Annotated in this window: 22 protein-coding genes; 17 read left to right on the forward strand and 5 right to left on the reverse strand. The window is 63.2% G+C overall.

The window, feature by feature from the left end:
• Nucleotides 1–3 precede the first annotated feature (3 nt).
• The 7 genes from ISX84_RS11180 to ISX84_RS11210 all read left to right on the forward strand — a co-directional run bounded on the left by ISX84_RS11180 (nt 4) and on the right by ISX84_RS11210 (nt 9117).
• Nucleotides 4–609 (forward strand): LysE family translocator, encoded by a 606-nt coding sequence (locus ISX84_RS11180; protein ID WP_195820452.1) that lies wholly within the window; start codon nt 4–6, stop codon nt 607–609.
• 1 nt (nt 610) lies between these two features.
• The gene (gene gpt, locus ISX84_RS11185) at nt 611–1123 is read left to right on the forward strand and encodes a xanthine phosphoribosyltransferase (protein WP_195820453.1); all 513 of its coding nucleotides are present in this window, start codon (nt 611–613) and stop codon (nt 1121–1123) included.
• An 83-nt stretch (nt 1124–1206) separates the two neighbouring features.
• The gene (locus tag ISX84_RS11190; protein ID WP_195820454.1) at nt 1207–2388 is read left to right on the forward strand and encodes an aminotransferase; all 1182 of its coding nucleotides are present in this window, start codon (nt 1207–1209) and stop codon (nt 2386–2388) included.
• Between the two features lie 77 nt (nt 2389–2465).
• Nucleotides 2466–4307 (forward strand): peptidyl-prolyl cis-trans isomerase, encoded by a 1842-nt coding sequence (locus tag ISX84_RS11195; protein WP_195820455.1) that lies wholly within the window; start codon nt 2466–2468, stop codon nt 4305–4307.
• Nucleotides 4308–4310: 3 nt separating this feature from the next.
• Nucleotides 4311–5822 (forward strand): anthranilate synthase component I, encoded by a 1512-nt coding sequence (gene trpE, locus ISX84_RS11200; protein ID WP_195820456.1) that lies wholly within the window; start codon nt 4311–4313, stop codon nt 5820–5822.
• Nucleotides 5823–5825: 3 nt separating this feature from the next.
• Entirely contained in the window at nt 5826–6863 is a 1038-nt protein-coding gene (locus ISX84_RS11205) for a succinylglutamate desuccinylase/aspartoacylase family protein (RefSeq protein ID WP_195820457.1), read from the forward strand.
• A gap of 256 nt (nt 6864–7119) precedes the next feature.
• Nucleotides 7120–9117, forward strand: coding sequence for a putative bifunctional diguanylate cyclase/phosphodiesterase (locus ISX84_RS11210; RefSeq protein ID WP_195820458.1), 1998 nt, complete (start codon nt 7120–7122; stop codon nt 9115–9117).
• 5 nt (nt 9118–9122) lie between these two features.
• Here ISX84_RS11210 and ISX84_RS23475 read toward each other — a convergent pair whose 3' ends face one another.
• Nucleotides 9123–10814, reverse strand: coding sequence for a divergent polysaccharide deacteylase family protein (locus tag ISX84_RS23475; RefSeq protein ID WP_195820459.1), 1692 nt, complete (start codon nt 10812–10814; stop codon nt 9123–9125).
• A 185-nt stretch (nt 10815–10999) separates the two neighbouring features.
• On the opposite strand from ISX84_RS23475, the gene ISX84_RS11220 reads away from it, so the two are divergent.
• The 7 genes from ISX84_RS11220 (at nt 11000) to lexA (ending at nt 16503) form a co-directional block, all read left to right on the forward strand.
• Nucleotides 11000–11581, forward strand: coding sequence for an anthranilate synthase component II (locus tag ISX84_RS11220; protein ID WP_195820802.1), 582 nt, complete (start codon nt 11000–11002; stop codon nt 11579–11581).
• Nucleotides 11578–12597, forward strand: coding sequence for an anthranilate phosphoribosyltransferase (trpD, locus tag ISX84_RS11225; RefSeq protein ID WP_195820460.1), 1020 nt, complete (start codon nt 11578–11580; stop codon nt 12595–12597). The genes ISX84_RS11220 and trpD overlap by 4 nt, the downstream gene beginning before the upstream one ends.
• The gene (locus ISX84_RS11230) at nt 12594–13265 is read left to right on the forward strand and encodes a uracil-DNA glycosylase (protein ID WP_195820461.1); all 672 of its coding nucleotides are present in this window, start codon (nt 12594–12596) and stop codon (nt 13263–13265) included. Before trpD ends, ISX84_RS11230 begins: the two co-directional genes overlap by 4 nt.
• On the forward strand, nt 13262–14074 hold the full coding sequence (trpC, locus tag ISX84_RS11235; protein ID WP_195820462.1) for an indole-3-glycerol phosphate synthase TrpC: 813 nt from the start codon (nt 13262–13264) through the stop codon (nt 14072–14074). Before ISX84_RS11230 ends, trpC begins: the two co-directional genes overlap by 4 nt.
• A gap of 1 nt (nt 14075) precedes the next feature.
• Nucleotides 14076–14555, forward strand: a complete 480-nt coding sequence (gene moaC, locus ISX84_RS11240; protein ID WP_195820463.1) for a cyclic pyranopterin monophosphate synthase MoaC — start codon at nt 14076–14078, stop codon at nt 14553–14555.
• Nucleotides 14552–15724, forward strand: a complete 1173-nt coding sequence (locus ISX84_RS11245; protein WP_195820464.1) for a molybdopterin molybdotransferase MoeA — start codon at nt 14552–14554, stop codon at nt 15722–15724. Before moaC ends, ISX84_RS11245 begins: the two co-directional genes overlap by 4 nt.
• 77 nt (nt 15725–15801) lie before the next feature.
• Nucleotides 15802–16503: a transcriptional repressor LexA gene (gene lexA, locus ISX84_RS11250; protein WP_195820465.1), complete on the forward strand. Its 702-nt coding sequence runs from the start codon at nt 15802–15804 to the stop codon at nt 16501–16503.
• On the opposite strand, the gene ISX84_RS11255 is transcribed toward lexA, so the two are convergent.
• Nucleotides 16497–18545 (reverse strand): ComEC/Rec2 family competence protein, encoded by a 2049-nt coding sequence (locus ISX84_RS11255; protein WP_195820466.1) that lies wholly within the window; start codon nt 18543–18545, stop codon nt 16497–16499. The genes lexA and ISX84_RS11255 overlap by 7 nt on opposite strands.
• 89 nt (nt 18546–18634) lie before the next feature.
• Between ISX84_RS11255 and gltX the strand changes: the two genes are divergently transcribed.
• The 3 genes from gltX (at nt 18635) to ISX84_RS11270 (ending at nt 22116) form a co-directional block, all read left to right on the forward strand.
• Nucleotides 18635–20056 (forward strand): glutamate--tRNA ligase, encoded by a 1422-nt coding sequence (gene gltX / locus ISX84_RS11260; protein ID WP_195820467.1) that lies wholly within the window; start codon nt 18635–18637, stop codon nt 20054–20056.
• 75 nt (nt 20057–20131) lie between these two features.
• Nucleotides 20132–21427, forward strand: coding sequence for a citrate synthase (gene gltA / locus ISX84_RS11265; protein WP_195820468.1), 1296 nt, complete (start codon nt 20132–20134; stop codon nt 21425–21427).
• A 377-nt stretch (nt 21428–21804) separates the two neighbouring features.
• On the forward strand, nt 21805–22116 hold the full coding sequence (locus tag ISX84_RS11270; RefSeq protein ID WP_195820469.1) for a hypothetical protein: 312 nt from the start codon (nt 21805–21807) through the stop codon (nt 22114–22116).
• Nucleotides 22117–22118: 2 nt separating this feature from the next.
• Here ISX84_RS11270 and ISX84_RS11275 read toward each other — a convergent pair whose 3' ends face one another.
• From ISX84_RS11275 to ISX84_RS11285, 3 genes are all read right to left on the reverse strand, one after another.
• A complete protein-coding gene (locus tag ISX84_RS11275; protein WP_195820470.1) occupies nt 22119–22895 on the reverse strand; it encodes an enoyl-CoA hydratase-related protein in 777 nt (258 codons plus the stop codon).
• 69 nt (nt 22896–22964) lie between these two features.
• On the reverse strand, nt 22965–23417 hold the full coding sequence (locus ISX84_RS11280; RefSeq protein WP_195820471.1) for a cytochrome c-type biogenesis protein: 453 nt from the start codon (nt 23415–23417) through the stop codon (nt 22965–22967).
• Complete coding sequence (locus ISX84_RS11285) at nt 23414–25378, reverse strand: heme lyase CcmF/NrfE family subunit (protein ID WP_195820472.1); 1965 nt, start codon at nt 25376–25378, stop codon at nt 23414–23416. Before ISX84_RS11285 ends, ISX84_RS11280 begins: the two co-directional genes overlap by 4 nt.
• Between the last annotated feature and the right edge of the window lie 49 nt (nt 25379–25427).

A 25427-nucleotide genomic window follows, 5' to 3' on the forward strand; every position in this document is an offset into this window, starting at 1 on the left:
CATATGACTTTTGACTCTCTGATCGCCTTCAACCTCGTGCTGCTCGCGGCGCTTGCCAGCCCGGGCGCCGCCCTGCTCTATGCCATCAAGACCTGCGTGGCCTCCGGGCGTGCTGCGGGGTTTGCTACCGGCATTGGCCTGGGATTTGCCGCAGCCCTCTGGACGCTCGCCGCCCTTCTGGGGCTCGAAGGGCTCTTTCGCCTCTTCCCCTGGACCTACACGGTGCTGAAATTTGGCGGCGCGCTCTATCTGATCTGGCTCGCGATCCAGACGTGGCGGCACGCGAAATCTCCCGTTGGCGACGCAAGCCGTCCGCACGGGCGCGCGTTTCTCTCCGGGATGCTGATCAACGCGGGCAATCCCAAGTCCATGCTGTTTGCAGCCGCCGTGATTGTCGTGGTTTTCCCCCAAGGGTTGGCCGCGACGGAGATCGCGATCATTGTTGCGAACCACTTCGTGCTGGAGGTCTGTTTTTACGGGGTCGTCGCCCTGCTGCTCTCCAGCGCCCCGGCGCGTCGTGGATACCTTGGCGCGAAACCCATCCTGGACCGTATTGCCGCGACACTGCTGGGCGCTTTGGGACTGCGCCTGCTGACTGAAAGGAACTGAGATGAGCAAAGATCCAAGCCGCTTGCCCCATGAGAAGGGCTTTCACATCAGCTGGGACCAGATCCACCGTGACAGCCGTGCCTTGGCGTGGCGGCTGGATGGCCGCGGGCCCGATGAGGGCGCCTGGCGCGCGATTGTGGCGATCACCCGCGGCGGCATGGCGCCAGCCATGATCGTGGCGCGCGAGCTTGACATCCGCACCGTCGACACGATCTCGATCAAATCCTACGACCACCAGCAGCAGTCCGAGGCCAAGGTGCTGAAGGCGCCGGATGACGCCTTGATGGGTGACGGCACCGGCATTCTGATCCTCGACGATCTGGTCGACAGCGGCAAAACGCTCGAAGTGGTGCGTGCGCTCTATCCCAATGCCCATTTTGCGACCGTCTATGCAAAGCCCAAGGGCGAGCCGCAGGTCGATACCTTTATCACCGGGGTCAGCCAGGACACCTGGATTTTCTTCCCCTGGGATATGGCGCTGCAATACGTGGAACCCTATCGCGGGACGGAGTAGCCTGCCAAAAGAGTTTTCTTGCCTTCGGCGAGGATATTTTGAGCCAGAAGAAGCCGGAGCCGCCAGTTGACCAGAGCCGCCACATGATCTTGACACGCACCGCCGCCACCTTTGCCCCGCCCGTGATGGAAGCCCGGCGCTGGCTGGAAGGTGTCGCCTTTCCTGCGGACAGGCCGTTGATCAATGTCAGTCAGGCAGCCCCTGTCGATCCGCCCCCCGATGCTCTGCGGCAGGTGATGGCAGAGGTGGCGCTGGCGCGGGATGATGCGCATCTTTACGGGCCGGTGCTGGGCTTGCCGGAACTGCGCGCGGCACTGGCGCAGGAAACGGGGCGGATCTACGGGGGCGCGGTCTCGACGGATCAGATCGCCATCACGTCGGGCTGCAATCAGGCCTTTGCCGCCGCCATCGCCACGCTTTGTGCCGAAGGCGATGAGGTTATTCTGCCGACCCCGTGGTACTTCAATCACAAGATGTGGCTGGACATGTCCGGCGTGCGGACGGTGCCGCTGAAGACGGATGCAGCGCTGCTGCCCGATCCGGAGATGGCAGAGGCGCTGATCACCTCCCGCACCCGCGCAATGGCCCTGGTGTCGCCCAATAATCCCAGCGGCGTGGAGTATCCCGCAGAGCTGCTCCGTGCCTTTTACGATCTGGCGCAGCGGCGCGGCATCGCGCTGATCCTCGACGAGACTTACCGCGATTTTCATGCGCAATCGGGGGCGCCACATGGTCTGTTCGAGGACCCGGAGTGGCCCGATACGCTGATCCACCTATATTCCTTTTCAAAGGCCTACCGGCTGACCGGCCACCGCGTGGGTGCCATGGCAACCGGGCAGACCCGATTGGCCGAAGTTGAGAAATTCCTTGATACCGTGGCCATTTGCCCGGGACAGATTGGACAGCACGCGGCCCTCTGGGGCATGCAGAACCTCGGTCAATGGCTGGCCGGGGAACGTGCGGAAATCCTGGCGCGCCGGGCGGCCATCAGTGACGGGTTTCCGGTTCTGGCCGAACAGGGCTGGGCGTTGCTGGGACTGGGTGCGTATTTCGCCTATCTGCGGCATCCCTTTACGATGCAATCGGACGATCTGGCGCGACATCTGGTGCGCGATCAGAGCATTCTGTGCCTGCCCGGCACAATGTTCTACCCCCAGGACGACCCCGACGGCGCGCGTCAGCTACGCATTGCCTTTGCCAATCTGGATCAGGACGGGATCGGCGTGCTCTTTCAGCGCCTAGCGGGGATGGACAAGAGCCTGTGAGGCCCCTTGCCCCCCGGGGCGGCTGCGCATAGACAGAGCGGCAAAACGTGACAGGCGCGCCAGCGCAAAGGGGTGATATGGCCAAGGGCTCATCAAGCATTTCGAAAACCGCCGTCTGGATCCTGTTGGGTCTGCTCATCCTCGGGCTCGGCGGCTTTGGCGCCACCAGCCTGACCGGCAATATCCGCACGATTGGCACCGTGGGTGACATGCCTGTTTCCGTCGACAATTACGCCCGCCAGTTGCAGCAGGAAATCCAGGCCGTGCAGCAGCAGACCGGACAGGTTCTGCCCTTTGCGCAGGCCCAGCAGATCGGGCTCGACCGCGCCGTGCTGCAGCGGATCATCGACACCCGCGCGCTGGACCACGAGGCCGCGCAAATCGGGCTGTCCATCGGCGACAGCAACCTGCGTGACCGTATTCTGGAAATCGGTGCATTCCGGGGTATCGATGGTGCGTTTGACCGCGAAGGTTACCGCTTTGCGCTGGAGCAGAGCGGCATTTCCGAGGCACAGTTCGAAACCCAGCTGCGCGAGGAAGTGGCGCGCACGCTGATGCAGGGCGCCATCCTCAGCGGCGTGGTGATGCCTGATGCCTTTGTCGAAACACTGGTCAACTACGTGGGCGAGCAGCGCAGCTTTACCTGGGCGCGGCTTTCCGAGGCCGATCTGGAAACGCCGATTGAGGCGCCGGAAGATGCTACCCTGCAGGCGCATTACGAGGAGAACATCGCCGATTTCACCCTGCCGGAGACCAAGCAGATCACCTATGCGCTGCTGAGCCCGGATGCGATGGTGGATCAGGTAGAGATTGCCGAGGCCGACCTGCGCGAGGCCTACGATCTGCGCAGCGAGGAATTCAATCAGCCTGAGCGCCGCCTGGTGGAACGTCTGGCCTATCTGGACGCGGAAAGTGCGGCCACCGCTGCCGCCGCGCTGGAAACCGGCACCGATTTCGAAACGCTGGTGGAAAACCGTGGGCTGACGCTGGCCGATATTGATCTGGGGGATGTGACCCTGGCGGATCTGGGGGCTGCAGGCGAAGGTGTTTTTGCCGCCGAGGTGGGCGCGGTTGTTGGCCCCCTGCCCAGCTCGCTAGGGCCGGCGCTTTTCCGGGTGAACGCGGTGCTGCCGGAACAGTTCACCTCTTTCGAGGATGCACAGGCCATTCTGCGCCCCGAGGTTGCCGCTGATCGTGCCCGCCGTCTGGTCGAGGCGCAGGCGGAAAACCTCGATGACCTGCTGGCGGGCGGTGCCACCTTGGAAGAGTTGGCCGCAGACACCGATATGGTGCTGGGCAAGGTCGACTGGAGCACCGACAGCGCCGAGGATATCGCCGCTTACGAGGCGTTCCGGCGCGCCGCGCTGGCTGTGACCGCAGAGGATTTCCCGCAAATCGGCCAGTTGGAAGACGGCGGGCTGTTTGCCCTGCGACTCGATGCGGTATTGCCTCCGCGTCCGGCCCCTTTTGAGGATGTCCGTGAGGATGTACTGGCGCATTGGCAGGCTGCGGAGGTGGAATCGCGCCTCGCGGCTCAGGTCGACGCGCAGATGCCGCAACTGACCGAGGGCACCCCCTTTGCGGAGCTTGGTTTGGATGCGGTGCGGGAAGAGAACCTGCTGCGCAGCGACTTTGTCGGCGGCACCCCGCCCGGTTTCCTGTCGGAGGTGTTCGATATGGCCGTGGGTGATATCTCCGTGCAACCGCATGACGGCGCAATTGTCGTGGTCCGGCTCGACGGGATTTCTGGCCCTGCAGACGATGAAGAGACGGCAACCATGCGTGCGCAGCTGGCCGAACAGGCCGATCAGGCACTGGCGCAGAATGTCTTCGAGATTTTCGGCACCGATGTCAGCCGACGCGCCAATCCGCAGATCAACCCGCAGGCGCTTCAGGCCGTGCATGTGAACTTCCCCTGACCCATGGCTTTGACACCGGATTTTGAAACCTTCGACGCGGCCTATGCAGAGGGTCGCAACCAGATCGTCTATACGCGGCTGGCCGCAGATCTGGACACGCCCGTTTCCCTGATGCTGAAGCTGACGGGGGCGCAAAAGGACGCCTTTGTGCTGGAATCGGTCACGGGGGGTGAAATCCGCGGGCGCTATTCCATCATCGGCATGAAGCCGGACCTGATCTGGCGCTGCCGAGGCGAGACCAGCGAGATCAACCGCACAGCGCGCTACGATGCAGATGCCTTTACCCCGCAGGACGGCAATCCGCTGGACACGCTGCGCGCCCTGCTTGCGGAAAGCCGCATCGCCCTGCCCGATGACCTGCCGCAGGCGGCCGCCGGGCTCTTTGGCTATCTGGGCTATGACATGGTGCGGCTGGTGGAGCATCTGCCGGACATCAACCCCGATCCGCTGGGCCTGCCCGATGCGGTGATGCTGCGCCCTTCGGTGATTGCCGTGCTTGACGGGGTCAAGGGTGAGGTCACCGTGGTCTCCCCCGCCTGGGTGTCGGAGGGTCAATCCGCCCGCGCGGCCTATGCGCAGGCCGCCGAACGGGTGATGGACGCGGTGCGCGATCTGGAGCGCGCCATGCCCGTGGCCACCCGCGATCTGGGCGAGGCGGAAGCCCCCGGCGCGCCGGTCAGCAACTTCACCCACGAGGGCTATAAGCAGGCCGTCGAGACCGCCAAGGATTACATCCGCGCGGGCGATATCTTTCAGGTGGTGCCAGCGCAACGCTGGGCACAGGATTTCAAGCAGGAGCCCTTTGCGCTCTATCGTTCGTTGCGGCGCACCAACCCCTCGCCCTTCATGTTCTATTTCAACTTCGGCGGCTTTCAGGTCATCGGGGCCAGCCCCGAAATCTTGGTACGCGTCTTTGGCAATGAGGTGACGATCCGCCCCATCGCGGGCACCCGCCCCCGCGGCGCCACGCCGGAAGAGGACAACGCGCTGGAGGCCGATCTGCTGGCCGATCAGAAGGAGCTGGCGGAACATCTGATGCTGCTTGATCTGGGGCGCAACGATGTGGGCCGCGTCGCCAAGATCGGCACCGTGCGCCCCACCGAAGAGTTCATCGTCGAACGCTACAGCCACGTGATGCACATCGTCTCCAACGTGGTGGGCGAGCTGCAGGACGACAAGGACGCGCTGGATGCGTTTTTCGCGGGCATGCCTGCGGGCACTGTCTCAGGCGCGCCCAAGGTCCGCGCGATGGAAATCATCGACGAGTTGGAGCCTGAAAAACGCGGGATCTACGGCGGCGGTGTCGGCTACTTCAGCGCGGGCGGCGATATGGATATGTGCATTGCCCTGCGTACGGCGGTGGTGCAGGACCAGACGCTCTACATCCAGGCGGGCGGCGGTGTCGTCTACGACAGCGACCCCGAGGCGGAGTTCCAGGAGACGGTGCATAAATCCAACGCCATCCGCCGGGCCGCCGCAGATGCCGCGCGTTTTTCGGGTCAGGGCAACAGCTGATCCATGCCGCGCCAGCCCTTTGAAATCGCGGGACAACACATCGGGCCCGGCAATATCGAAACAGTCCACCTGCCTGTCTCCATCCTGCCCGATCATACGCCGGTGAACCTCTCCGTGCAGGTCCATCACGGCAAACGCGCGGGGCCGGTGATGTTCATCTCGGCGGCTGTACATGGGGATGAGGTGATCGGGGTTGAAATCGTGCGGCGTCTGCTGCGCGCGCCGCAACTCAAATCCCTGCGCGGCACGCTGCTGGTCGTGCCCGTGGTGAACACCTTTGGCTTTCTCAACCGCTCCCGCTACCTGCCCGACCGGCGGGATCTGAACCGCTGCTTTCCCGGCCACCCGTCGGGCTCGCTCGGCTCCCGTCTGGCGCATATCTTTCTCAACGAGGTCGTCTCGCGCTGCGATGTCGGGATCGATCTGCATTCCGCGGCGATCCACAGAACGAACCTGCCGCAAATCCGTGTCTCGCCCGGTGATGCAGGAACACGGGACATGGCCGCAGCCTTTGGCGCCCCGGTTGTTCTGACATCGCCCTTGCGTGACGGGTCCCTGCGGGCGGAAGCCGCCGCGCGCGGCACGCCGGTTCTGCTTTATGAGGCGGGCGAAGGCCTGCGCTTTGACGAAATGGCCGTGCGGGCCGGGGTCGCCGGGATCCTGCGCGTGATGCGCAGCATGTCGATGCTGGCGGCGAAGGGCATCGCCAAGGCCAAGGCCAAACCCTATGTCTGCACATCCTCCACCTGGCTGCGGGCCCCTGCCGGGGGCCTCTTGCGCACCTTCCGCGCAGAGGGTGAAACCGTTGTCGCAGGGGAGGTGTTGGCGACGATCTCGGACCCCTTTGGTGGCTTTGAAACCGATCTGGTCGCCCCCTCGCCGGGCATCCTGATCGGGCGCGCGATCCTGCCGCTGGTGAATGAGGGAGACGCGGTCTTTCACCTTGCCGCCCTCAGCCCCAGCGTTGCCGACGACACCGTGGAAGACCTCGCCGCACAGCTGGAAACAGACCCGCTTTTTGATGAAGACGAGATCATCTGAGGTCGGAAACTGCGTCGGATTTTCCCTAAATCTGTCTTAATTACGGGCTAAAAACCGGGCTGCGCGCCGCCTGAACCCCGTTTTCTTGAGGGTATCGAAACTCCAACAGGTCATTTTGCCGCAATAAGCAGGGAATATGATCCGTGGGTGGTCGCCTTGCATCGAGCAATGACGTCTGGGGCCCCGGTTGACTGGCACTTTCAAAAGGCTGACGCGCGGTTTTATCCGCCACGTGTGTATCACCAAGCCACAATCCTTGTGGAAACGATACGCTCTCGGCCTGAGTATTGTCTGCATCACGATCCTGGGCGCGCATTACGCCTCCATCGTTGCCATCTCTGAATCGGAAGCGGATTCCGAGGCAAGCCGCATCAGCACCAGACAGGTCATGCTCAGCCAGCGCATTCTTTTCCTGATGCGCGAGAGTGAACGTAACCCGTCGGCGGAGACCGAAGCGCGGTTGCTGTCCGCCATCAAGCTGTTTGAGGATTCGAATGTCTGGCTGACGACACGCAGGGATCTGTCACAAAAGCTCCGGCATCTCTACTTTGACCATCCGGACTTCCCGCTGGACTACTTCTCCCGCAGATTTGTTTCTACGGCGCGCTATACGATTGAGGCCTCGGGCGAGGTGAAGGCGAACATGCAGAACCAGCTGGTGGCGATGGGCCAGCTGAACCTGCTCTCTGCACTGAACAGTGCGGCCAGTCTGCACGAAGCGCAATCCATTGCGCAGACACGCTGGCTGCACCGGCTGGAAACGATCGCGCTGGCCATCGCCCTGGTGATCCTGATGATGGAAGCCCTGTTTATTTTCCTGCCCGCGCAGGTCTCTGTCAGCCGGACAATTCATCGGTTCGAACGGCGGGGAAGGCAGCTGAACGCTTCCTTCGAAGCCATTCGTCAGCGCAACAAGGAGCTGGTCGCGGCGCGCAACAATCTGACCCACGCGGCCAATCACGACGCGCTCACCGGTCTGCTGAACCGGCGGGCGCTTTATGACTATCTGTCCGGTATCGAAACCGGATCCAGTGGTGATGTCGCGGTCAGCGTGATGAAGATCGACCTTGATCGCTTCAAGGCCGTCAACGACAGCCTCGGGCACAAGGCCGGCGACGATGTCCTGGTCGAGGTGGCCCGGATCCTGCTGGCGCACGCGCGGTCGGACGATCTGGTGGCGCGCATCGGCGGCGACGAGTTCGTGATTGTGGTGAAAGCGCCGAAATCAATCGATGATCTGGAACATCTGGGGGAGCGCCTCGTCGCGGCCATTAGCCAGCCCATGACCATTGACGGCGCCCCTTGCGAAATCGGTGCCAGCATCGGCTTTACGCTGGCAACGTCATCGGCGGCGACACCGGATCAATTGCTGATCGAGGCTGATCTTGCGCTCTACAAGGCGAAACGGGATGGCCGTGGGCAGGTCTGTGCTTTTTCCGGCGATCTGCGGGACGAAATCAACGATCGGGAGGCGCTCTTTGCCCAGATCACCGACGCCCTCGAGGCCGAACAGTTCGAGCCGCATTTCCAGCCGCAGGTCTGCACCGAGAGCGGCAAGCTATTCGGATGCGAGGTGCTGGCCCGCTGGCGGCATCCGGCGCGCGGCATCATTCCACCCGCCACCTTCATCGCAGCGGCAGAAGAGGCCGGGCTGATCCGGCAGATCGACCTGATGATGCTGGAGAAAGGGCTGGATACGCTGGAAGACTTCCGGGCCCGCGGCATTGATGTGCCGACCATCTCGATCAACGCCTCGCCCGCGACCCTGCGCGATCCGAACCTGCCGGACCGCTTGCTGCAGGAGGTGCTCGCCCGCGGCATGGCGCCCACCGATCTGACAATCGAAGTGCTCGAAAACACGCTCATCGAAAGCGATGATGACAACGCCATCCAAACCGTTGAGAACCTGACCAGAGCGGGCTTTTCCGTCGTGCTGGATGACTTCGGGACGGGTTATGCCTCCATGTCGAACCTGTCCCGCCTGCGCATCGACGGGATCAAGCTCGACCGATCCATCGTGCTGCCGGTGCCGAATGTCCGCGCTGAAAGCATCATTTCAGCATTGGTGGCGCTGTCCCGAAACCTCAACATGCGCGTTGTGGCCGAGGGGGTGGAAAACCAAGCGCTCTTTACCCGCGTGACCGAATTGGGATGCGATGCGGTGCAAGGATACGCCATCGGGCACCCGATGGCCGCCGAAGACTTCGCCCTGTGGTATGCTGATTTCGTCGAAGAACCGGCGCGACGCGCCTGAGCCCCCTATTGCTGCGTGGTCAGCGCCGCCGATACCGGCACCAGCGCCACCTGTTCGGCACGGTCCTGCAATCCCCACAGTAACAAGGCGGAAATCGTGTCTTCGCGCAGACGGCCCAGCATGATCACCGACCCATCCCGCCCGGCCCTGAAAGCGGCCTGATCCAGAAATCGTCGGATCACGACGGGGGTCTGGTCGCTACTGTCGAAATCCCGAAAGACGACGGCGGACGGCACGCCAGCCTTGGCGGCAAGCTTCTGCACGGTGTTGAGCCCCTTGTTCTGGGTCACGAATCCATGCCCCGAGGCGGCCAGAATTTCCGTCACCTGCTGGGCCGCATCCCGCGAGGTCTGCACCCCCTCTCCGACACCTTCCAAGACGCCAATGGCTTCCGGGACGGCATCCAGCGCCACGGCCAACGACACCTCGGCATCGCCCGCTTTTGCCCCCTGCGGGAGGTTGACCGTGGCCAGCACTTCAAACCCCTCTGCGCGGTATGCCGCCATCCGCTCCTTGGCATCCGGCAGGCCACTGTCGACCGCAAAGCTAATCGGATAGGGGAAACTGCGCAGAGCGGGCAACCCTATGGTATCGCGAGACAAATCAACGCCGTCATCCATTAGCACAATGGCCATCACCGGCTTCCCGTTGAGGTTGCCATGAGGCACGGCAAAGCGGTCCACAGGGCGGTCGGAGGCCTCCGGCCCGCCGTCCACCGCCTCTTTCGCATTGGGCAGAAGCACGTCCTGAGGGGTTTGCGTGGCAGGGTCGCTCAACGTGGGCAAGCGGTTGATCTGAACATCGGGCGCCAGGTTACCGAAAGTCCCGACAGGCGCGCCGATGCCTGCCAACACGTCGTCCGAGGCAAGTTCCGGTGCATTTTCGCTGTCCTGCGGAAGGGCCTGCGGGCGCGCTTCAGTCGTTTCTGTGTCCTCGGGCGTGCGTGGTGTCGGCGCCGCCACGGCCGTCTGCACCGGTTGCGGCGCTGGCGCATCTTCCGCCGTTGCAGGCGTTTCAGCGGGCACAGGCGCCTTTACCACCGGCTCGAAGGCCTGCGTCTCGGAGGGAACCTCCGGCAGCGGCGGCTGCACCGGGTCCGCGGAAATGGAGGCGTCTGTAGGCTCCGCGCGCGGTGCCGGGTCGGCGGCAAGACCCGACGGCTCGGTACTCACCAGAGGTGACGCGGGCTGTACCGGGTCCTCGCTGAGGGCAAGGTCCTGACCGGCCTTTGGCGTGATCTTTGGCGGGCGCGGCTGGGCAGGGTCGGTGGAGACGTTGATGCCCGCATCGACAGCGGGGGCTTTCAGTCCCAAGGCTTGCGCATTGGCCACGACCGGTGTTTCCGCTGCACCCGCCTCGATGCCCGATTGGTCACTGCCCAGTCCCGGAGCCGCCAGGAGCGCCGCGGTCCCCGTTTCCGGCTGCGCCGCGGACCGGACAGTTTCCTCGCGCACCGCGGCAAGCGTATCGGGTTGCGGGGCGGGCGCTTTCGGCGCCTGCTGGCCGGTCACCGGCACGCGGTCCCCGCTTGTCGTCGTCGCATCGGTCGCTACCGGCTCCGGCGCGTCATTTGCTGCAGGCGCCGAGGCTTTGACCACCGGGGCCGCCGGTCCCTCCGCGATTATGGATGCGCCGCCCGCCACACAAAGGCTGGCGACCGTGCCCCACAAAGCGCCTCTCAGAAATCCTCGTGCCACGCTCCACTCACCTCTTTGTCTCACACCCGGCTCCGCTGCTGCGTCGAAGACCGGGTCCACTGCGCGGTTCAGACCACAGCTCACCTTTGCGCCCCTTGACGCAGCGCTGCAAGCCTGAACATGTATGCGCGATATATACCGTGCTAGAGCCCCTCGCCTCCAGCCCCGAATTCAAAGTTTTGGACATGCTGCTGCTGATCGACAACTACGACAGTTTTACCTACAACCTTTTGCATTATCTGGGCAGTCTTGGGGCGGATGTAGTGGTCCACCGCAATGACGCACTGGATGTGCAACAGGCAATGGCCATGAAACCCCAGGGCATCCTGCTCTCGCCCGGCCCCTGTGACCCGGATCAGGCAGGAATTTGCCTAGGCCTCACCCTTGCAGCGGCGGAAACCGGCATCCCCCTGATGGGCGTTTGTCTGGGGCACCAGTCCATCGGGCAGGCTTTTGGCGGCAAGGTTGTCCAGGCCAAGGACATCGTGCACGGCAAGCTGGGTCAGATCAGCCACACGGGCAAAGGCCTCTTTGCCGGGCTGCCCTCCCCCTTTGCTGCCACGCGCTACCATTCGCTGATCGTGGATCGGGAAACGCTGCCCGACACGCTGGAGATCACTGCCGAGCTCGACGACGGTACCATCATGGGGCTGCAGCACCGGCACCTGCCGCTCCACGGCGTGCAATTCCATCCAGAATCGATCCGGTCCGAGCATGGCCACGCGCTCTTGCAGAACTTCATCGACGAGATGAAGGTACCGGCATGAGTGACGCATTGAAGCCGTTGATTGGCGCGGCAGCCACCGGCCCCTTGACCAAGGAGCAGGCTGAAACGGCGTTCTCCATTCTGTTCGAGGGCGAGGCCACGCCGAGCCAGATCGGCGGGCTTCTGATGGCACTGCGCACACGCGGCGAAACCGTGGATGAATACGCCGCCGCCGCCGCCGTGATGCGCGCCAAATGCAACGCCGTGCGCGCGCCCGAGGGGGCGATGGATATCGTCGGCACCGGCGGGGACGGCAAGGGCACGCTGAACATCTCCACCGCGACGGCCTTTGTGGTGGCGGGGGCCGGTGTGGTTGTGGCCAAACATGGCAACCGCAACCTCAGCTCCAAATCCGGCGCGGCGGATGCGCTGACCCAGATGGGGCTAAACGTCATGGTGGGCCCGGAGATCGTGGAAAAGGCGCTGAACGAGGCCGGGATCGGTTTCATGATGGCCCCGATGCATCACCCGGCGATTGCTCATGTCATGCCGACGCGGGCGGAGCTTGGGACGCGCACGATTTTCAACATCCTCGGCCCGCTGACAAACCCGGCCGCTGTAAAACGCCAGCTGACCGGCGCGTTTTCCCGTGATCTGATCCGCCCCATGGCTGAAACGCTGGGCGCGCTGGGGTCGGAGAAGGCCTGGCTGGTGCATGGCTCGGACGGCACGGACGAGCTGACCATCACCGGGGTGTCCTGGATAAGTGCGCTGGCGCCGGACGGGACGGTCTCTGATCTGGAGGTGCACCCCGAAGATGCCGGTCTGCCCGTGCATCCCTTCGAGGCGATCATCGGCGGCACACCGGAGGAAAACGCGCGCGATTTCAATGCCCTGCTGGATGGGGAAACCTCCGCCTACCGTGATGCCGTTTTGCTGAATTCCGCCGCAGCGCTACTGGTTGCCGATGCAGTCGCCGACCTCAAGGAAGGGGTCGAAAAAGCCGCCATGTCCATCGACAGCGGTGCTGCGCGGGCCAAAATCGACGCGGTCGCGAAAATCACGCAAGCCGCGTGAGCGCCTATTCGCTCAAGGCCTTGGGGCAATGGCGCACCCTGCCCTTTTTCACGCAGACATGGCCCGACGTCGAACAGCGGCTGGCGGCAGATCCGCGCCAGATCCTGCCCCCCGCGCCCCAGGTGTTCCGCGCTCTGGAACAGGTTCAACCCGATGAGGCGCGGGTCATTATCCTTGGGCAGGACCCGTATCCGACGCCCGGACACGCCCATGGGTTGGCGTTTTCCGCTGATGCAGGCACGCAGCCGCTGCCCCGCTCCTTGAACAATATTTTCAAGGAGATGCAGGAGGATATCGGCACACGCCCACGCACCGCAGACCTTGGGTTTTGGGCCGATCAGGGCGTTTTGCTGCTCAACACCGTGCTCACGGTCCCCGCAGGTGAGGCCAAGGGGCACGACAAGCTCGGATGGCAGGCGCTGACGACACAAGTGCTGGACCGTTTGTCTGATCAACCCCGCGCCTATCTGCTTTGGGGGGCGGGCGCGCATAAAGCGGCGCTGGAGGTCGATGCGGACGTCAATCTCAAGATCGAAACGGCCCATCCGTCGCCTCTCTCCGCGCGGCGTGGTTTTTTTGGGTCCCGCCCGTTCAGTCGCACCAATGCGTGGTTGCAGGCCCGCGGTCACCGCGCCATAAACTGGGCCAACCCGCCGGAGGCACCATGACTGAAACCATTCTCGATAAGATCAAGGCCTACAAGCTGGAGGAAGTGGCCGCCGACAAGGCCGCCAAACCGCTTGCAGAGGTGGAGGCCGAAGCACGCGAAGCACCCCCCGTGCGCCCCTTCGCCGATGCGCTGCATCACGCCTCGATCCATGGCTATGGGCTGATTGCGGAAGTGAAAAAAGCCAGCCCGTCCAAAGGGTTGATCCGGGAGGATTTCGACCCCGCTGCCTTGGCGCGGGCCTATGCCGAGGGGGGAGCAACCTGTCTTTCCGTGCTGACCGACACGCCGAGTTTCCAGGGCGCCAAGGAGTTTTTGGTGGCCGCACGCGGTGCCTGTGACCTGCCCGCGCTGCGCAAGGATTTCATGTACGATCCCTATCAGGTCGCCGAAGCGCGCGCGCTTGGCGCCGATTGCATCCTGATCATCATGGCCTCGGTCAGCGACGAGCAGGCCGAGGAATTGGAAGAGGCCGCGACCGAATGGGGCATGGATGCGCTGCTTGAAGTCCACGACGAGGCGGAACTGGACCGGGCCGGTCGGCTGAAAAGCCGCCTCATCGGCATCAACAACCGCAACCTCAAGACCTTTGAGACATCCCTGGATACGACGCGCACCCTGTCCCGCCGGGTGCCGGAGGATCGGTTGATCGTCGCGGAATCGGGCCTGGGTACGCCCGCGGACCTGGCGGATATGGCCCAATATGGCGCGCGGATTTTCCTGATCGGAGAAAGCCTGATGCGGCAGGAGGATGTCGAACAGGCCACGCGCGATCTTCTGGCCAACCCGATCACGGCCGGAGGCATGTAGCATGGCCGGCAAGCTCACCCATTTTGACGGCAAGGGCGACGCGCATATGGTGGATGTCGGCGAAAAGCCGATCACCGACCGGATTGCGACGGCACGCTGCAACATTAAGATGGCACCAGAAACCTTTGATATCATTTCAGAAGGACGCGCCAAGAAGGGTGACGTCCTCGGGGTGGCGCGTTTGGCGGGGATCATGGCGGCCAAGCGCACCTCCGATCTCATTCCGCTCTGTCACCCGCTGCCGATCACAAAGGTTTCCGTGGAATTTGCGCCCGATCCTGCGCTGCCCGGCTTTGAGATCGAGGCGACGGTGAAGACAACCGGCCAGACCGGAGTGGAGATGGAAGCGCTGACAGCCGCCTCCGTCACGGCGTTGACGATCTATGACATGGCCAAGGCCGTCGACAAGGCCATGCAGATCACCGACCTGCGTGTGGTTCTGAAAGATGGCGGCAAATCCGGCCGGTTTGAGGCGTCATGATACCTGTTGCCGAGGCGCTGGCGCATCTGTTTGCTCTGGCGGACCCGATGGGCACGGAAACCGTGCCGCTGCGCGTGGCGGCGGGCCGTGTTCTGGCGCAGGATGTTCAGGCCAGCCGCACGCAGCCGCCCTTTCATGCGTCTTCCATGGATGGCTATGCGCTGCGCCGCGCAGAGGTTGAACCGGATGCGATGTTCAAAGTCGTCGGCGAAGCGGCGGCAGGGCACGCGTTTGACGGCAAGGTCGGCCCCGGCCAATGCGTGCGTATTTTTACTGGTGCCCCGGTGCCCGACGAGACGGATTTCGTTGTCATTCAGGAGGATGTCACCCGGCGCGGCGATCTGATCACGCTGAACCGCGACATGGGAAATAAGGACAATATCCGCCCCGCCGGCGTCGATTTCAAAGCGGGGGACAGCATGACAGCGCCCCGGCGTCTTGGCCCCTCCGATGTGGCCTTGCTGGCGGCGATGAACATCGCGCAGGTACCGGTGATCCGGCGTCCCTCGGTGGCGATCATGGCCACGGGCGACGAGCTTGTCATGCCGGGAGAGACACCCGGCCCCGATCAGATCATCGCCTCCAACACCTTTGGGCTTGCCGCGCAACTGGAGGCCGAAGGCGCCGACGCCCGCCTCATCCCCATCGCGCGGGACACAGCGGCCTCGCTGAAAACGGCGTTTCAACTGGCCGCCACCGCCGATCTGATTGTCACCATTGGCGGGGCGTCCGTGGGTGATCATGATCTGGTAGCGCCTGTTGCCGAAGAGCTTGGCATGCAGCAATCCTTTTACAAGGTTGCGATGCGCCCCGGCAAACCGCTGATGGCGGGGCGGTTGAACGGTACGCCGATGATCGGCCTGCCCGGTAATCCGGTGTCCGCCCTAGTCTGCGGCACCGTCTTTGTCACGCCGGTGATCCGCGCCATGCTGGGCCTTGGGGCGCATCCCGCCGCCCAGAGGCAGACAACACTTGCCGCTGCCCTGCCCGCCAATGGCCCGCGCGAACACTACATGCGTGCGACCCTCAACGCCGACGGGCTGCGCGCCTTCGATCAGCAGGACAGTTCCCTGCTCAGCATTCTGGCCCGCGCCGACGCGCTTTTAGTCCGCCCGCCACACGACCCAGCCCGCGTCGCGGGTGAGCGGGTTTCCTACCTGCCCCTGTGAGATCCTTGTGACACCGTTGACACAAAACGGGAACATCTCTAGAACAAATGTTAATTCAGGCGTCGGAGGACCATAAGATGCTCACCAAGAAGCAGTTGGATTTACTGGAATTCATTCACAAGCGCGTGCAACGCGATGGCGTGCCGCCCAGTTTCGATGAAATGAAGGAAGCCCTCGACCTGCGGTCGAAGTCCGGCATCCATCGGTTGATCACGGCGCTGGAGGAACGCGGCTTCATCCGCCGCCTCGCCCACCGCGCGCGCGCCATCGAGATTGTCAAATTGCCCGAAAGCCTCGGCGGGGCTGCAACCACCGGGTTCGCGCCGCGTGTCATCGATGGCGACAAGCCCGACGTGCCCATGCCTGCCAATGCGCAACCGGTCAGCCCCGTGGCTGCGACAGAGGTGCCCTTGATGGGCCGGATCGCCGCTGGTGTGCCCATCGAGGCGATCAACCAGCGCTCGCACAGTGTGGCCGTGCCGGGCCAGATGATATCAGGATCCGGCGAGCATTACGCGCTGGAGGTCCGGGGCGATTCCATGGTCGACGCCGGGATCAATGATGGCGATGTGGTTGTGATCAAGGAAACCAATGTGGCGGACAATGGCGACATCGTCGTGGCGCTGGTCGAAGACCACGAGGCGACCCTGAAACGCTTTATGCGCAAGGGCAGCACGATCGCGCTGGAAGCGGCCAACCCGGCCTATGAAACCCGTATTTTCAATGATGATCAGGTCAAGGTGCAGGGCAAGCTGGTCGGGCTGATCCGCACCTACTGACGCCGCATCTTGTCACGGTACCACGGGGTCCAGAGCCTGTCGCCCGTCCTGTCGCGGACGGAACTCAGGCGCACCCCGTCTCCGCTCTGCATGATGGCGACGGCCCCCATGTCCTGCAGACGTTCCGGGTCAAGCAGAATGCAAGCTGACGCGCGTTTCGGCAGGTCCTGATTGGCGACGACAATCTGCCCCTCGGCGCATCCGTCAAAAGCCGCAACCGCCTTTTTGCCGGACAGATGGGTCACACCGATGCCACCCGGCAGAGGGGCAGCAGGTGTCTCGGGCCAACGCGCGGCCGCTGTGAACTGATCGGTCGCATCGCCGTCATTCTCAAGCCAGTTCTGCGCGATAAAGCCCGCACCCTTGGCCTTGCTGAGCGCGCGGCCCTGATCCGTCATCACCCCCACAAGCGCGCCATTCTCGGCGATCAGCCCCACAGGCCGGTCCGTTGTCGCCCAGAGCCAGAAGGCGGCGAGCACAGGTGCCACCCCGATCAGCCGCGTACGGCCCTGCCACAGGCAGAGCCACAAAAACCCAAGGGCAATCATCGGCAAAACAATGACTTCGGGCCCGTGCACAAAAGAACGTGCGCCATCCAGATTGGCGACGAAACTGCCCACCCAGAGGATCCAGCGCAGCCCGACCCCCATGATCCACAACCCGATCCAGTCCAGTCCGAGAGGGGCCAGGATCAGCGCCAGCACTGCGGCGGGGATCACCACCGTGCCCATCATCGGCACCGACGTGAGGTTGGCCAGCAGCCCGTAATGCGAAATCGCGTTGAAATGCGCCGCTCCAATGGGCGCCGTGGCGAGCCCGGCAACGCCAGAGGAAATCAGCACAGCCACCACCGGTTTCGCCCATTTCGGCCCCATGCCGATGCGGTGATCGCGCATGTAGCCAAAGACCGCTACCAAGGCGGTTGTCGCGGCGAATGACATCTGGAACCCCGGGCCCAACAGGGCTTCGGGCCGCAAGAGCAAGACAATCGTGGCGGCGATGGCAACGGCACGCAGGGAAATCGCCCGACGGTTCAGCATCAGCGCCGTCAGCGCCACGGCCACCATGATAAATGCCCGTTCGGTTGCGACATTGCCGCCTGACAGGGCCAGATAGCCGGAGGCCACGATCAACGCGCCGCCCGCTGCCAGTTTGCGCGCGGGCACCCGCAGCGCCAAAGGCGGGACCAGCGCAATTGTCAGGCGCAGCAGGGCAAAGACAAACCCGGTCAACAGCCCCATGTGCAGCCCGGAGATTGCCAGCAGATGCGCCAGATTGCTGGCGCGCAGATCATCGAGCGCTTCCTGGCTGATCGAACTGCGCGCACCGGTGGTCACCGCGACGGCAAATCCCCCAACATCACCGGGCAGAATATCCAGCATGCGTTTGGCAACGGCCATCCGCACCCGGAACACGGCCAGTTCCAGTTGATCATCCTGCGGCGGCGCGATTGCCAGCAGGGGCACCCGCGTGTAGCCGACCCCGCCCAATTGCCCGAACCAGGCGTGGCGCTGGAAATCAAAACCTCCGGGTTCCACAGGCCCGCCCGGCGGCGACAGATGCGCGGTGGTCATGACACGCAGGCCCGGTGCCGGGGCGATGCTGAGGCTCTGATCACCGTGCAGCGAGATGCGCACCCGCTCCGGCGTGCGTTGGGGTGAGACCCGTTCCAGCACCACCTGATCCAATGTCACGCGCAGCGCGTCGGAACTGCTGCGGTCCAGATTGACGACACGCCCCTCCACGGGGCCGTAGTAGCGCCAGCCCATGACCGGGCTTGCCACGTCATGCGCCCGGTAGGCCGCCAGCAGGAAACCGGAGGCGACAAGGACAAGGGCGATGGCCAGCGGGCTGAACGCCTCCCCCAGCCACCTGCCCAGCAGCAGGGTCAGAAAGGCCCCGAGCCCCACGCTGGCCAGAAAAACCGTGGAGGGCTCAAAACGCAGCAGAAAATAGAGACCAATGCCAATGGCCAGACACACCGGCACCCACTCAAAGAGGGACCCGCGCTGATCGAGCAAAATGGTCCGGATCCGTGTCACGCAGCACCTCCTTGCCCCCGGTTAGCGCACTGGATAGACAGACACTCTAGATTTACGCCCCTCATGGTTACTGAAAGGTAAACACCTGCATGTCCGCGCCCGTTGTCACCCGTTTCGCGCCCTCTCCCACCGGTTTCCTGCACATTGGGGGCGCACGTACGGCGCTCTTTAACTGGCTTTATGCGCGGGGACGCGGCGGCAAATTCCTGCTGCGGATCGAGGATACGGATCGCGCCCGCTCCACCCCCGAAGCCACCGCCGCCATCCTGCAGGGCATGGCGTGGCTGGGCCTCGATCACGATGGCGAGATTGTTAGCCAGTTCGAAAACGCGCCCCGTCACGCCGCCGTGGCCGAGGAATTGCTGGCCGCTGGCAAAGCCTACAAATGCTTTGCCACACAGGAAGACATCACCGCCTTTCGTGAAGCCGCGCGCGCCGAAGGCAAAAGCACCCTCTACCGTTCTCCGTGGCGCGATGCGGACCCAAGCACCCATCCCGATGCGCCCTATGTGATCCGGATCAAGGCACCGCAATCGGGCGAAACCGTGATCCGGGACCGCGTGCAGGGCGATGTGACGATCCGTAACGACCAACTCGATGACATGGTGCTGTTACGTTCCGATGGCACGCCCGTCTACATGCTGGCGGTTGTTGTCGATGACCATGATATGGGCGTGACCCATGTGATCCGGGGGGATGACCACCTCAACAATGCCGCGCGCCAGATGATGATCTACGAGGCGATGGGCTGGGATGTGCCGGTCTGGGCGCATATCCCGCTGATCCACGGGCCGGACGGTAAGAAACTGTCGAAACGCCACGGCGCATTAGGCGCACAGGAATATCAGGCAATGGGTTACCCGGCAGCGGGCATGCGTAACTACCTCGCCCGGCTGGGGTGGAGCCACGGTGATGACGAATTTTTTACCGATGCGCAGGCCCGCGACTGGTTCGATCTGGATGGAATCGGCAAAAGCCCGGCACGGTTCGACCTAAAGAAGCTCGAAAACCTGTCGGGCCAGCATATTGCACAATCCGATGATGCCGCGTTGCAGCAGGAAATTGCGGAATACCGCGTTGCGGCAGGAGAGCCTGCCTTGACGGATGCACAGTCAGACGCCTTGCTGCGCGCCATGTACTGCGTGAAGGAACGCGCGAAGACCTTACCTGAACTCCTTGATAAAGCACAGTTTGCACTAACCTCTCGCCCCGTAGAGCCGGACGAGAAAGCGGCAAAGGCGCTTGATACGGTATCCCGTGGTATACTCAAGGATTTGACGCCGCAGTTGCAAACTGATAGCTGGGTCAGAGAAAATCTGGAGGATATCCTGAACCGCTTTGCCGAGAGCAAGGACACCAAGTTCGGGAAACTGGCCGGGCCCCTGCGTGCAGCGCTTGCAGGTCGGGCGGTCACACCTTCGGTTTTCGACATGATGCTGGTTCTGGGCCAAGAAGAGACCCTCGCCCGTTTAACAGATGCAGCTGAGGATGCAGGGGGACCCTCTGCATAACGAATTGGCCCGATGCACCCCGCATCAAGAGCCGGATGGCGGGTGCGCCCGCGAGCAAGACAGGAAGGACCTCCCATGGCTGAAAGCACGAAATCTGCAAAGCTGAGCATTGATGGTAAGGAGTATGATCTGCCGATCTTCTCCCCGACTGCCGGGCCGGACGTGGTTGATATCCGCAAGCTCTATGCTCAGGCCGGGGTGTTTACCTATGATCCCGGCTTCACCTCCACCGCAAGTTGCGACAGCACCATCACCTTCATCGACGGTGACAAGGGTGAGCTGCTGCACCGGGGCTATCCCATCGACCAGCTGGCCGGCATGTCGCATTACCTGGAGGTCTGCTACCTAATGCTCTACGGCGAGCTTCCCTCGCCCGCGCAGCTGGAGGATTTCGAGAGCCGTGTGACCAATCACACCATGCTGCACGAGCAGATGATGAATTTCTTCCGCGGCTTCCGCCGGGATGCGCACCCCATGGCCGTTATGGTCGGCGTGGTCGGCGCGATGTCCGCCTTCTATCACGACAGCACCGATATCGCCGATCCATGGCAGCGCGAGGTCGCCTCGATCCGCCTGATCGCGAAGATGCCGACGATTGCCGCGATGGCCTATAAATACACGATCGGACAGCCCTTCGTGTATCCGCGCAATGATCTGGACTATGCCTCCAACTTCCTGCGCATGTGCTTTGCGGTGCCCGCCGAGGATTACGAGGTCAATCCGATCCTCAGCCGCGCGATGGACCGGATCTTTACCCTGCACGCGGACCATGAGCAGAACGCCTCCACCTCCACGGTGCGGCTCGCCTCCTCTTCAGGCGCGAACCCCTTTGCCTGTATCGCCGCCGGTATCGCCTGCCTCTGGGGTCCGGCGCATGGCGGGGCAAACCAGGCCTGCCTGGAAATGCTGAACGAGATCGGCACCGTGGACCGCATCCCCGAATTCATCGCCCGCGCAAAGGACAAGGAGGACCCCTTCCGCCTGATGGGCTTTGGCCACCGGGTCTACAAGAACTTCGACCCGCGCGCCAAGGTGATGAAGCAATCCGCCGACGAGGTGCTCGACCTGCTGGGTGTGGAAAACAACCCGATCCTGCAGGTCGCCAAAGAGCTGGAAGCCGCCGCACTTGCCGACCCGTATTTTGCGGAGAAGAAGCTCTTCCCGAATGTGGATTTCTATTCCGGCATCATTTTGGAGGCGATGGGCTTCCCCACGTCGATGTTCACGCCGATCTTTGCGCTGAGCCGCACGGTGGGCTGGATTTCCCAGTGGAAGGAAATGATTGCCGATCCACAGAACAAGATCGGTCGTCCCCGCCAGCTTTACCTTGGCGAGACATCGCGCGACTATGTGGATATCGAAAACCGCTGATCCATACCGCCCCGCGCCGGTTCTTTCCGGCGCGGGGCGAATCACACGGCAAGGCCCAGGTGGACAAAGCCGCTGTTCCGGCAGGATTGCGGATGGTTGCGATCCGGACTGTCTCCGATCCCCTCCGCGAATTATGGTTGAAATGTGTCATTGTTTCGGACCCCGGCATAATGACCCGCATTTCTTGACCCTTTTAACCACGACCCTTTAGGTAGAACCAGCAGCCGTGCAAGCGGGGCGCTGATCCCCGCCCGTGTCGCGGTGGGACAATAGGCACCAAGGTTTCTGCTTTGGATGGAACAGGTTACGCGGGGCGACGGTGCATTGGGCATGTGCAGGATGATCGTCGCAAAGTGAAAAAGTGTTGTGAGGCGCGAATGACGGGACAGATCGACAGTTCTCACCGGGAAGGCGGACCGCTGGCGCAGCGCATGCCGGTCGCGAGCCACCCCTGCAGCGGCCCGGAAGGCGCCATCATCCCCGATGTGGCCGAGGATGAAGACAAGATCGCCGTCATCTATGACAGGGGCCAGACACCGCCCACCATCACCATCACCGACATTGCGGGCGGGGTGCAGACCGTACATGCGAACGGCGTGGCCGTGGCGGTCGTCGCCTGTGCGGATGGTCCTCGGCTGACCGTGGACGATGTCTTGCTGGTGGAACGCTTCGTGACTGCCGGGGGCTGATCCTAGCGGCCTTCGAACTGCGCGGGTCGTTTTTCGGTGAAGGCCAAAACGCCCTCCTTGAAATCCCGTGACTTGCCACAGTGGCCCTGTTGTTTGGCCTCTAGCGTCAGCTGGTCTTCCATCGAATTATCCCAGCTGCCACGGATGACCTTCTTGATCGCCGCATAGGCCGCCGTCGGACCTTGCGCCAGATGTGCTGCACGGGCCTTCCAATGCGCGTCGAATTCCGCATCCGGCACCGCTTCCCAGATCAGGCCCCAGTCATCAGCCTGCCGGGCGCTGATCTTATCGGCAAAAAGCGCGGCCCCCATGGCCTTGGCCATGCCCATGGTGCGCGGCATCACATAGGTGCCACCCGCATCCGGGATCAGGCCAATGCGCGCAAAGGCCTGCAGGAAATAGGCGCTCTCCGCCGCAATCACCACATCCGCCGCCAGCGCAAGGTTCGCCCCTGCCCCTGCCGCCGGGCCGTTCACCGCCGCAATGGTGGGCACCGGGCATTCGATGATCGCGTGCAGCATCGGCTGGTATTCATCACGCAGGGTGCGTTCCAGATCGAGGTTGGCGGCACTGACCCGGTCGCCCAGATCCTGACCGGAACAAAAGGCCTTGCCCGCGCCGGTGATCACCACCACACGCGCGGTCTTGCCCGCCTCGGACACGGCATAGGCGATCTCCGCCCGCATCTGCGTGCTGAGCGCATTCATCTTCTCGACCCGGTTCAGGGTGATCGTCGCCACGCCATCCTGCAGCGTGTAGATCAGCGTCTGATAGTCCATGTGGCTTCCTTTTCTTACCGCGCCCCCTGTCATAGCAAACTGAACGGTTCAGAAAAGAGCAACGAGGCGTCAATCTTTCAGGATTTCACGCAGGCGCGCCTCTTCCTCCGCTGACAAGGCCGCTTCCTGCGGCGCCTTGGCATGGGATCGCCCGCGCAGATATCCATAGCCCACGCCCAGAGCCAGCAGCAGCATCGCCGGCCCCGCCGCCCACAAAAGCCAGGTCGACCCGCTGGCCCGCGGTGACATCAGGACAAACTCGCCGTATCGGGCCACGAAGAAATCCAGCACCTCGGCATCGCTGGCCCCGTCAGTGATCAGCTCGCGCACGGTGCGGCGGGCGTCCTCGGCCCAGTTGGCGTTCGAAAAAGCCACCGATTCCGACTGGCACACCACACAGCGCAGGGCGTGATCAATCGTGCGGGCCCGCGCCTCCAGCACCGGATCGTCCAGTGCCGTAGACGGGTCCAGCGCCCAGAGCGGGCTGGCCAGCAGCATCAGGATCAACGCGAGGCGGATCATTCCGCAGGCACCGGAACAGCGCCCTTGCGCGCGCCGGCAGCAACGCGGAACCGCCGATCCGAAAGGCTCAGCAATCCGCCTAGGGCCATCAGGCCGGAGCCGATCCAGATCCAGTTGGTCATCGGCTTGATGTAGGTCCGCACCGCCCATCCGCCATCGTTCTGCCGATCGCCGATCACCACGTAGACGTCGCGCGCCAGATCATAGTCAATCGCCGCCTCGGTGGTGGGCATCTGGGCCACCGGGTAGATGCGTTTTTCAGGCCGCAGCTGTGCAATCTCGCGCCCATCCTGTGCCAGCGTGATAAACCCCGTGGTGGAGAGGTAATTCGGTCCCTCGCTGTTCACCACATCATCCAGCGTGATCGTGTAGCGCCCGATGCTGTAGGGCTCGCCAAACTGGGCAACGCGGATGTCCTCCTGCTGCCACGCCATCAGGCCCGACACACCCATCATCGTGATGCCAAGACCCGCGTGAGCAACCATCTTGCCCCAATCGGCGCGGGGCAAGCGCATCAAGCGGCCCAGGCGCCCGGACCCACGCCCGGTGCGTTGTGCCAGATCGACAATGGTGCCCATGACAACCCAGGCCGCAAGGAACATGCCGATGGGCCCCAGCAGGGTCCGCCCCGATTGCATCGCATAGGCCAACCCGCCAACCGCCAGCGCCAGCACGAAGACGTAGCGCAGGGGGCGCATGGCCCGCATGATCCGCGCGCGCTTCCATGGCATGGCCGAGCCGATGGGCAGGATCAGCCCCAGCACGAGCATGAAAGGTGAAAACGCCATGTTGAAGAAGGGCGGGCCGACGCTCAGCTTGCGGTCAAAGAACATCTCCGCCACCAGCGGCCACATTGTTCCCACGAAGACCACGAAACAGGCCACGGCGAGCAGCAGGTTATTGGCGAGCAGCGCGCTTTCGCGGCTCACGAGGCCAAAGACGCCCTTGGCTTCCATTGTGCTGGCCCGCAGCGCAAAGAGCATGAGTGCGCCGCCCATGAAAAAGCCCATGATCATCAGGATGAACACACCGCGTTCGGGATCATTGGCAAAGGCGTGCACGGAGGTCAGCAGGCCGGACCGCACGATGAAGGTACCGATGAGCGAGAAGCCAAAGGCAAGAATGGCCAGCAGGATCGTCCAGCTTTTCAGTGCCTCGCGCTTTTCCACCACGATGGCGGAATGCAGCAGGGCCGCAGCCAGCAGCCAGGGCATGAAGGAGGCATTCTCCACCGGGTCCCAGAACCAGAAACCGCCCCAGCCCAGCTCGTAATAGGCCCACCAGGAGCCCAGAGCGATGCCGATGGTCAGGAAAATCCAGGCCGCCAGCGTCCAGGGCCGGACCCAGCGGCCCCAGGCTGCATCGACGCGGCCCTCGATCAGCGCGCCGACGGCAAAGCTGAACGCCATGCTCAAGCCGACGTAACCGAGATAGAGAAAGGGCGGATGGAACGCGAGGCCCGGATCCTGCAGCAGCGGGTTCAGGTCCTGCCCGTCGAAAGGCGGCACCGCCAGCCGCAAAAACGGGTTCGACGTGAAGAGGATAAAGGCGAAAAACGCCACCCCGATGGCAGATTGCACCGCCAGCACCCGCGCCCGCAGGGTCGGTGGCAGGTTGCCTCCGAACCATGCGGCCATCGCGCCGAAGAGTGTCACGATCAGCACCCAGAGCAGCATGGAGCCTTCGTGGTTGCCCCATGTGCCACTGATTTTATAGATCATCGGCTTGGCCGAGTGGCTGTTCAGCGTGACCAGACGCAGGCTGAAGTCAGAGGTGATGAAAGCATACATCAGCGCAGCGAAGGAGAAGGCCGTCAGCAGAAACTGCGCGGAGGCAGCGGGTTCCGCCACCGCCATCCACGCGGGCCAGCGCTTGTGCGCGCCGACCAGAGGTACCACCATCTGAACAATGGCCACCAGGAAGGCCAGGATCAGCGCGAAATGTCCAAACTCTGTGATCATAGCCCTGAGTATACGGGGCCATGCAGAGGCTTCCAATGACAATCGCGCC

It is taken from the genome of Roseobacter sp. MH60115 (assembly GCF_015644665.1).
GTDB lineage: Bacteria > Pseudomonadota > Alphaproteobacteria > Rhodobacterales > Rhodobacteraceae > Roseobacter.

Excerpts from the sequence above, each read along its gene's own strand:
- trpD (WP_195820460.1), top strand. The coding sequence starts at position 11,578 with ATGAGTGACGCATTGAAGCCGTTGATTGGCGCGGCAGCCACCGGCCCC.
- gpt (WP_195820453.1), top strand. The coding sequence starts at position 611 with ATGAGCAAAGATCCAAGCCGCTTGCCCCATGAGAAGGGCTTTCACATC.
- lexA (WP_195820465.1), top strand. The coding sequence starts at position 15,802 with ATGCTCACCAAGAAGCAGTTGGATTTACTGGAATTCATTCACAAGCGC.
- moaC (WP_195820463.1), top strand. The coding sequence starts at position 14,076 with ATGGCCGGCAAGCTCACCCATTTTGACGGCAAGGGCGACGCGCATATG.
- ISX84_RS11180 (WP_195820452.1), top strand. The coding sequence starts at position 4 with ATGACTTTTGACTCTCTGATCGCCTTCAACCTCGTGCTGCTCGCGGCG.
- trpE (WP_195820456.1), top strand. The coding sequence starts at position 4,311 with ATGGCTTTGACACCGGATTTTGAAACCTTCGACGCGGCCTATGCAGAG.
- ISX84_RS11205 (WP_195820457.1), top strand. The coding sequence starts at position 5,826 with ATGCCGCGCCAGCCCTTTGAAATCGCGGGACAACACATCGGGCCCGGC.
- gltX (WP_195820467.1), top strand. The coding sequence starts at position 18,635 with ATGTCCGCGCCCGTTGTCACCCGTTTCGCGCCCTCTCCCACCGGTTTC.
- ISX84_RS11285 (WP_195820472.1), bottom strand. The coding sequence starts at position 25,378 with ATGATCACAGAGTTTGGACATTTCGCGCTGATCCTGGCCTTCCTGGTG.
- ISX84_RS11195 (WP_195820455.1), top strand. The coding sequence starts at position 2,466 with ATGGCCAAGGGCTCATCAAGCATTTCGAAAACCGCCGTCTGGATCCTG.
- gltA (WP_195820468.1), top strand. The coding sequence starts at position 20,132 with ATGGCTGAAAGCACGAAATCTGCAAAGCTGAGCATTGATGGTAAGGAG.
- ISX84_RS11275 (WP_195820470.1), bottom strand. The coding sequence starts at position 22,895 with ATGGACTATCAGACGCTGATCTACACGCTGCAGGATGGCGTGGCGACG.
- ISX84_RS11270 (WP_195820469.1), top strand. The coding sequence starts at position 21,805 with ATGACGGGACAGATCGACAGTTCTCACCGGGAAGGCGGACCGCTGGCG.
- ISX84_RS11220 (WP_195820802.1), top strand. The coding sequence starts at position 11,000 with ATGCTGCTGCTGATCGACAACTACGACAGTTTTACCTACAACCTTTTG.
- trpC (WP_195820462.1), top strand. The coding sequence starts at position 13,262 with ATGACTGAAACCATTCTCGATAAGATCAAGGCCTACAAGCTGGAGGAA.
- ISX84_RS11245 (WP_195820464.1), top strand. The coding sequence starts at position 14,552 with ATGATACCTGTTGCCGAGGCGCTGGCGCATCTGTTTGCTCTGGCGGAC.
- ISX84_RS11190 (WP_195820454.1), top strand. The coding sequence starts at position 1,207 with ATGATCTTGACACGCACCGCCGCCACCTTTGCCCCGCCCGTGATGGAA.
- ISX84_RS11280 (WP_195820471.1), bottom strand. The coding sequence starts at position 23,417 with ATGATCCGCCTCGCGTTGATCCTGATGCTGCTGGCCAGCCCGCTCTGG.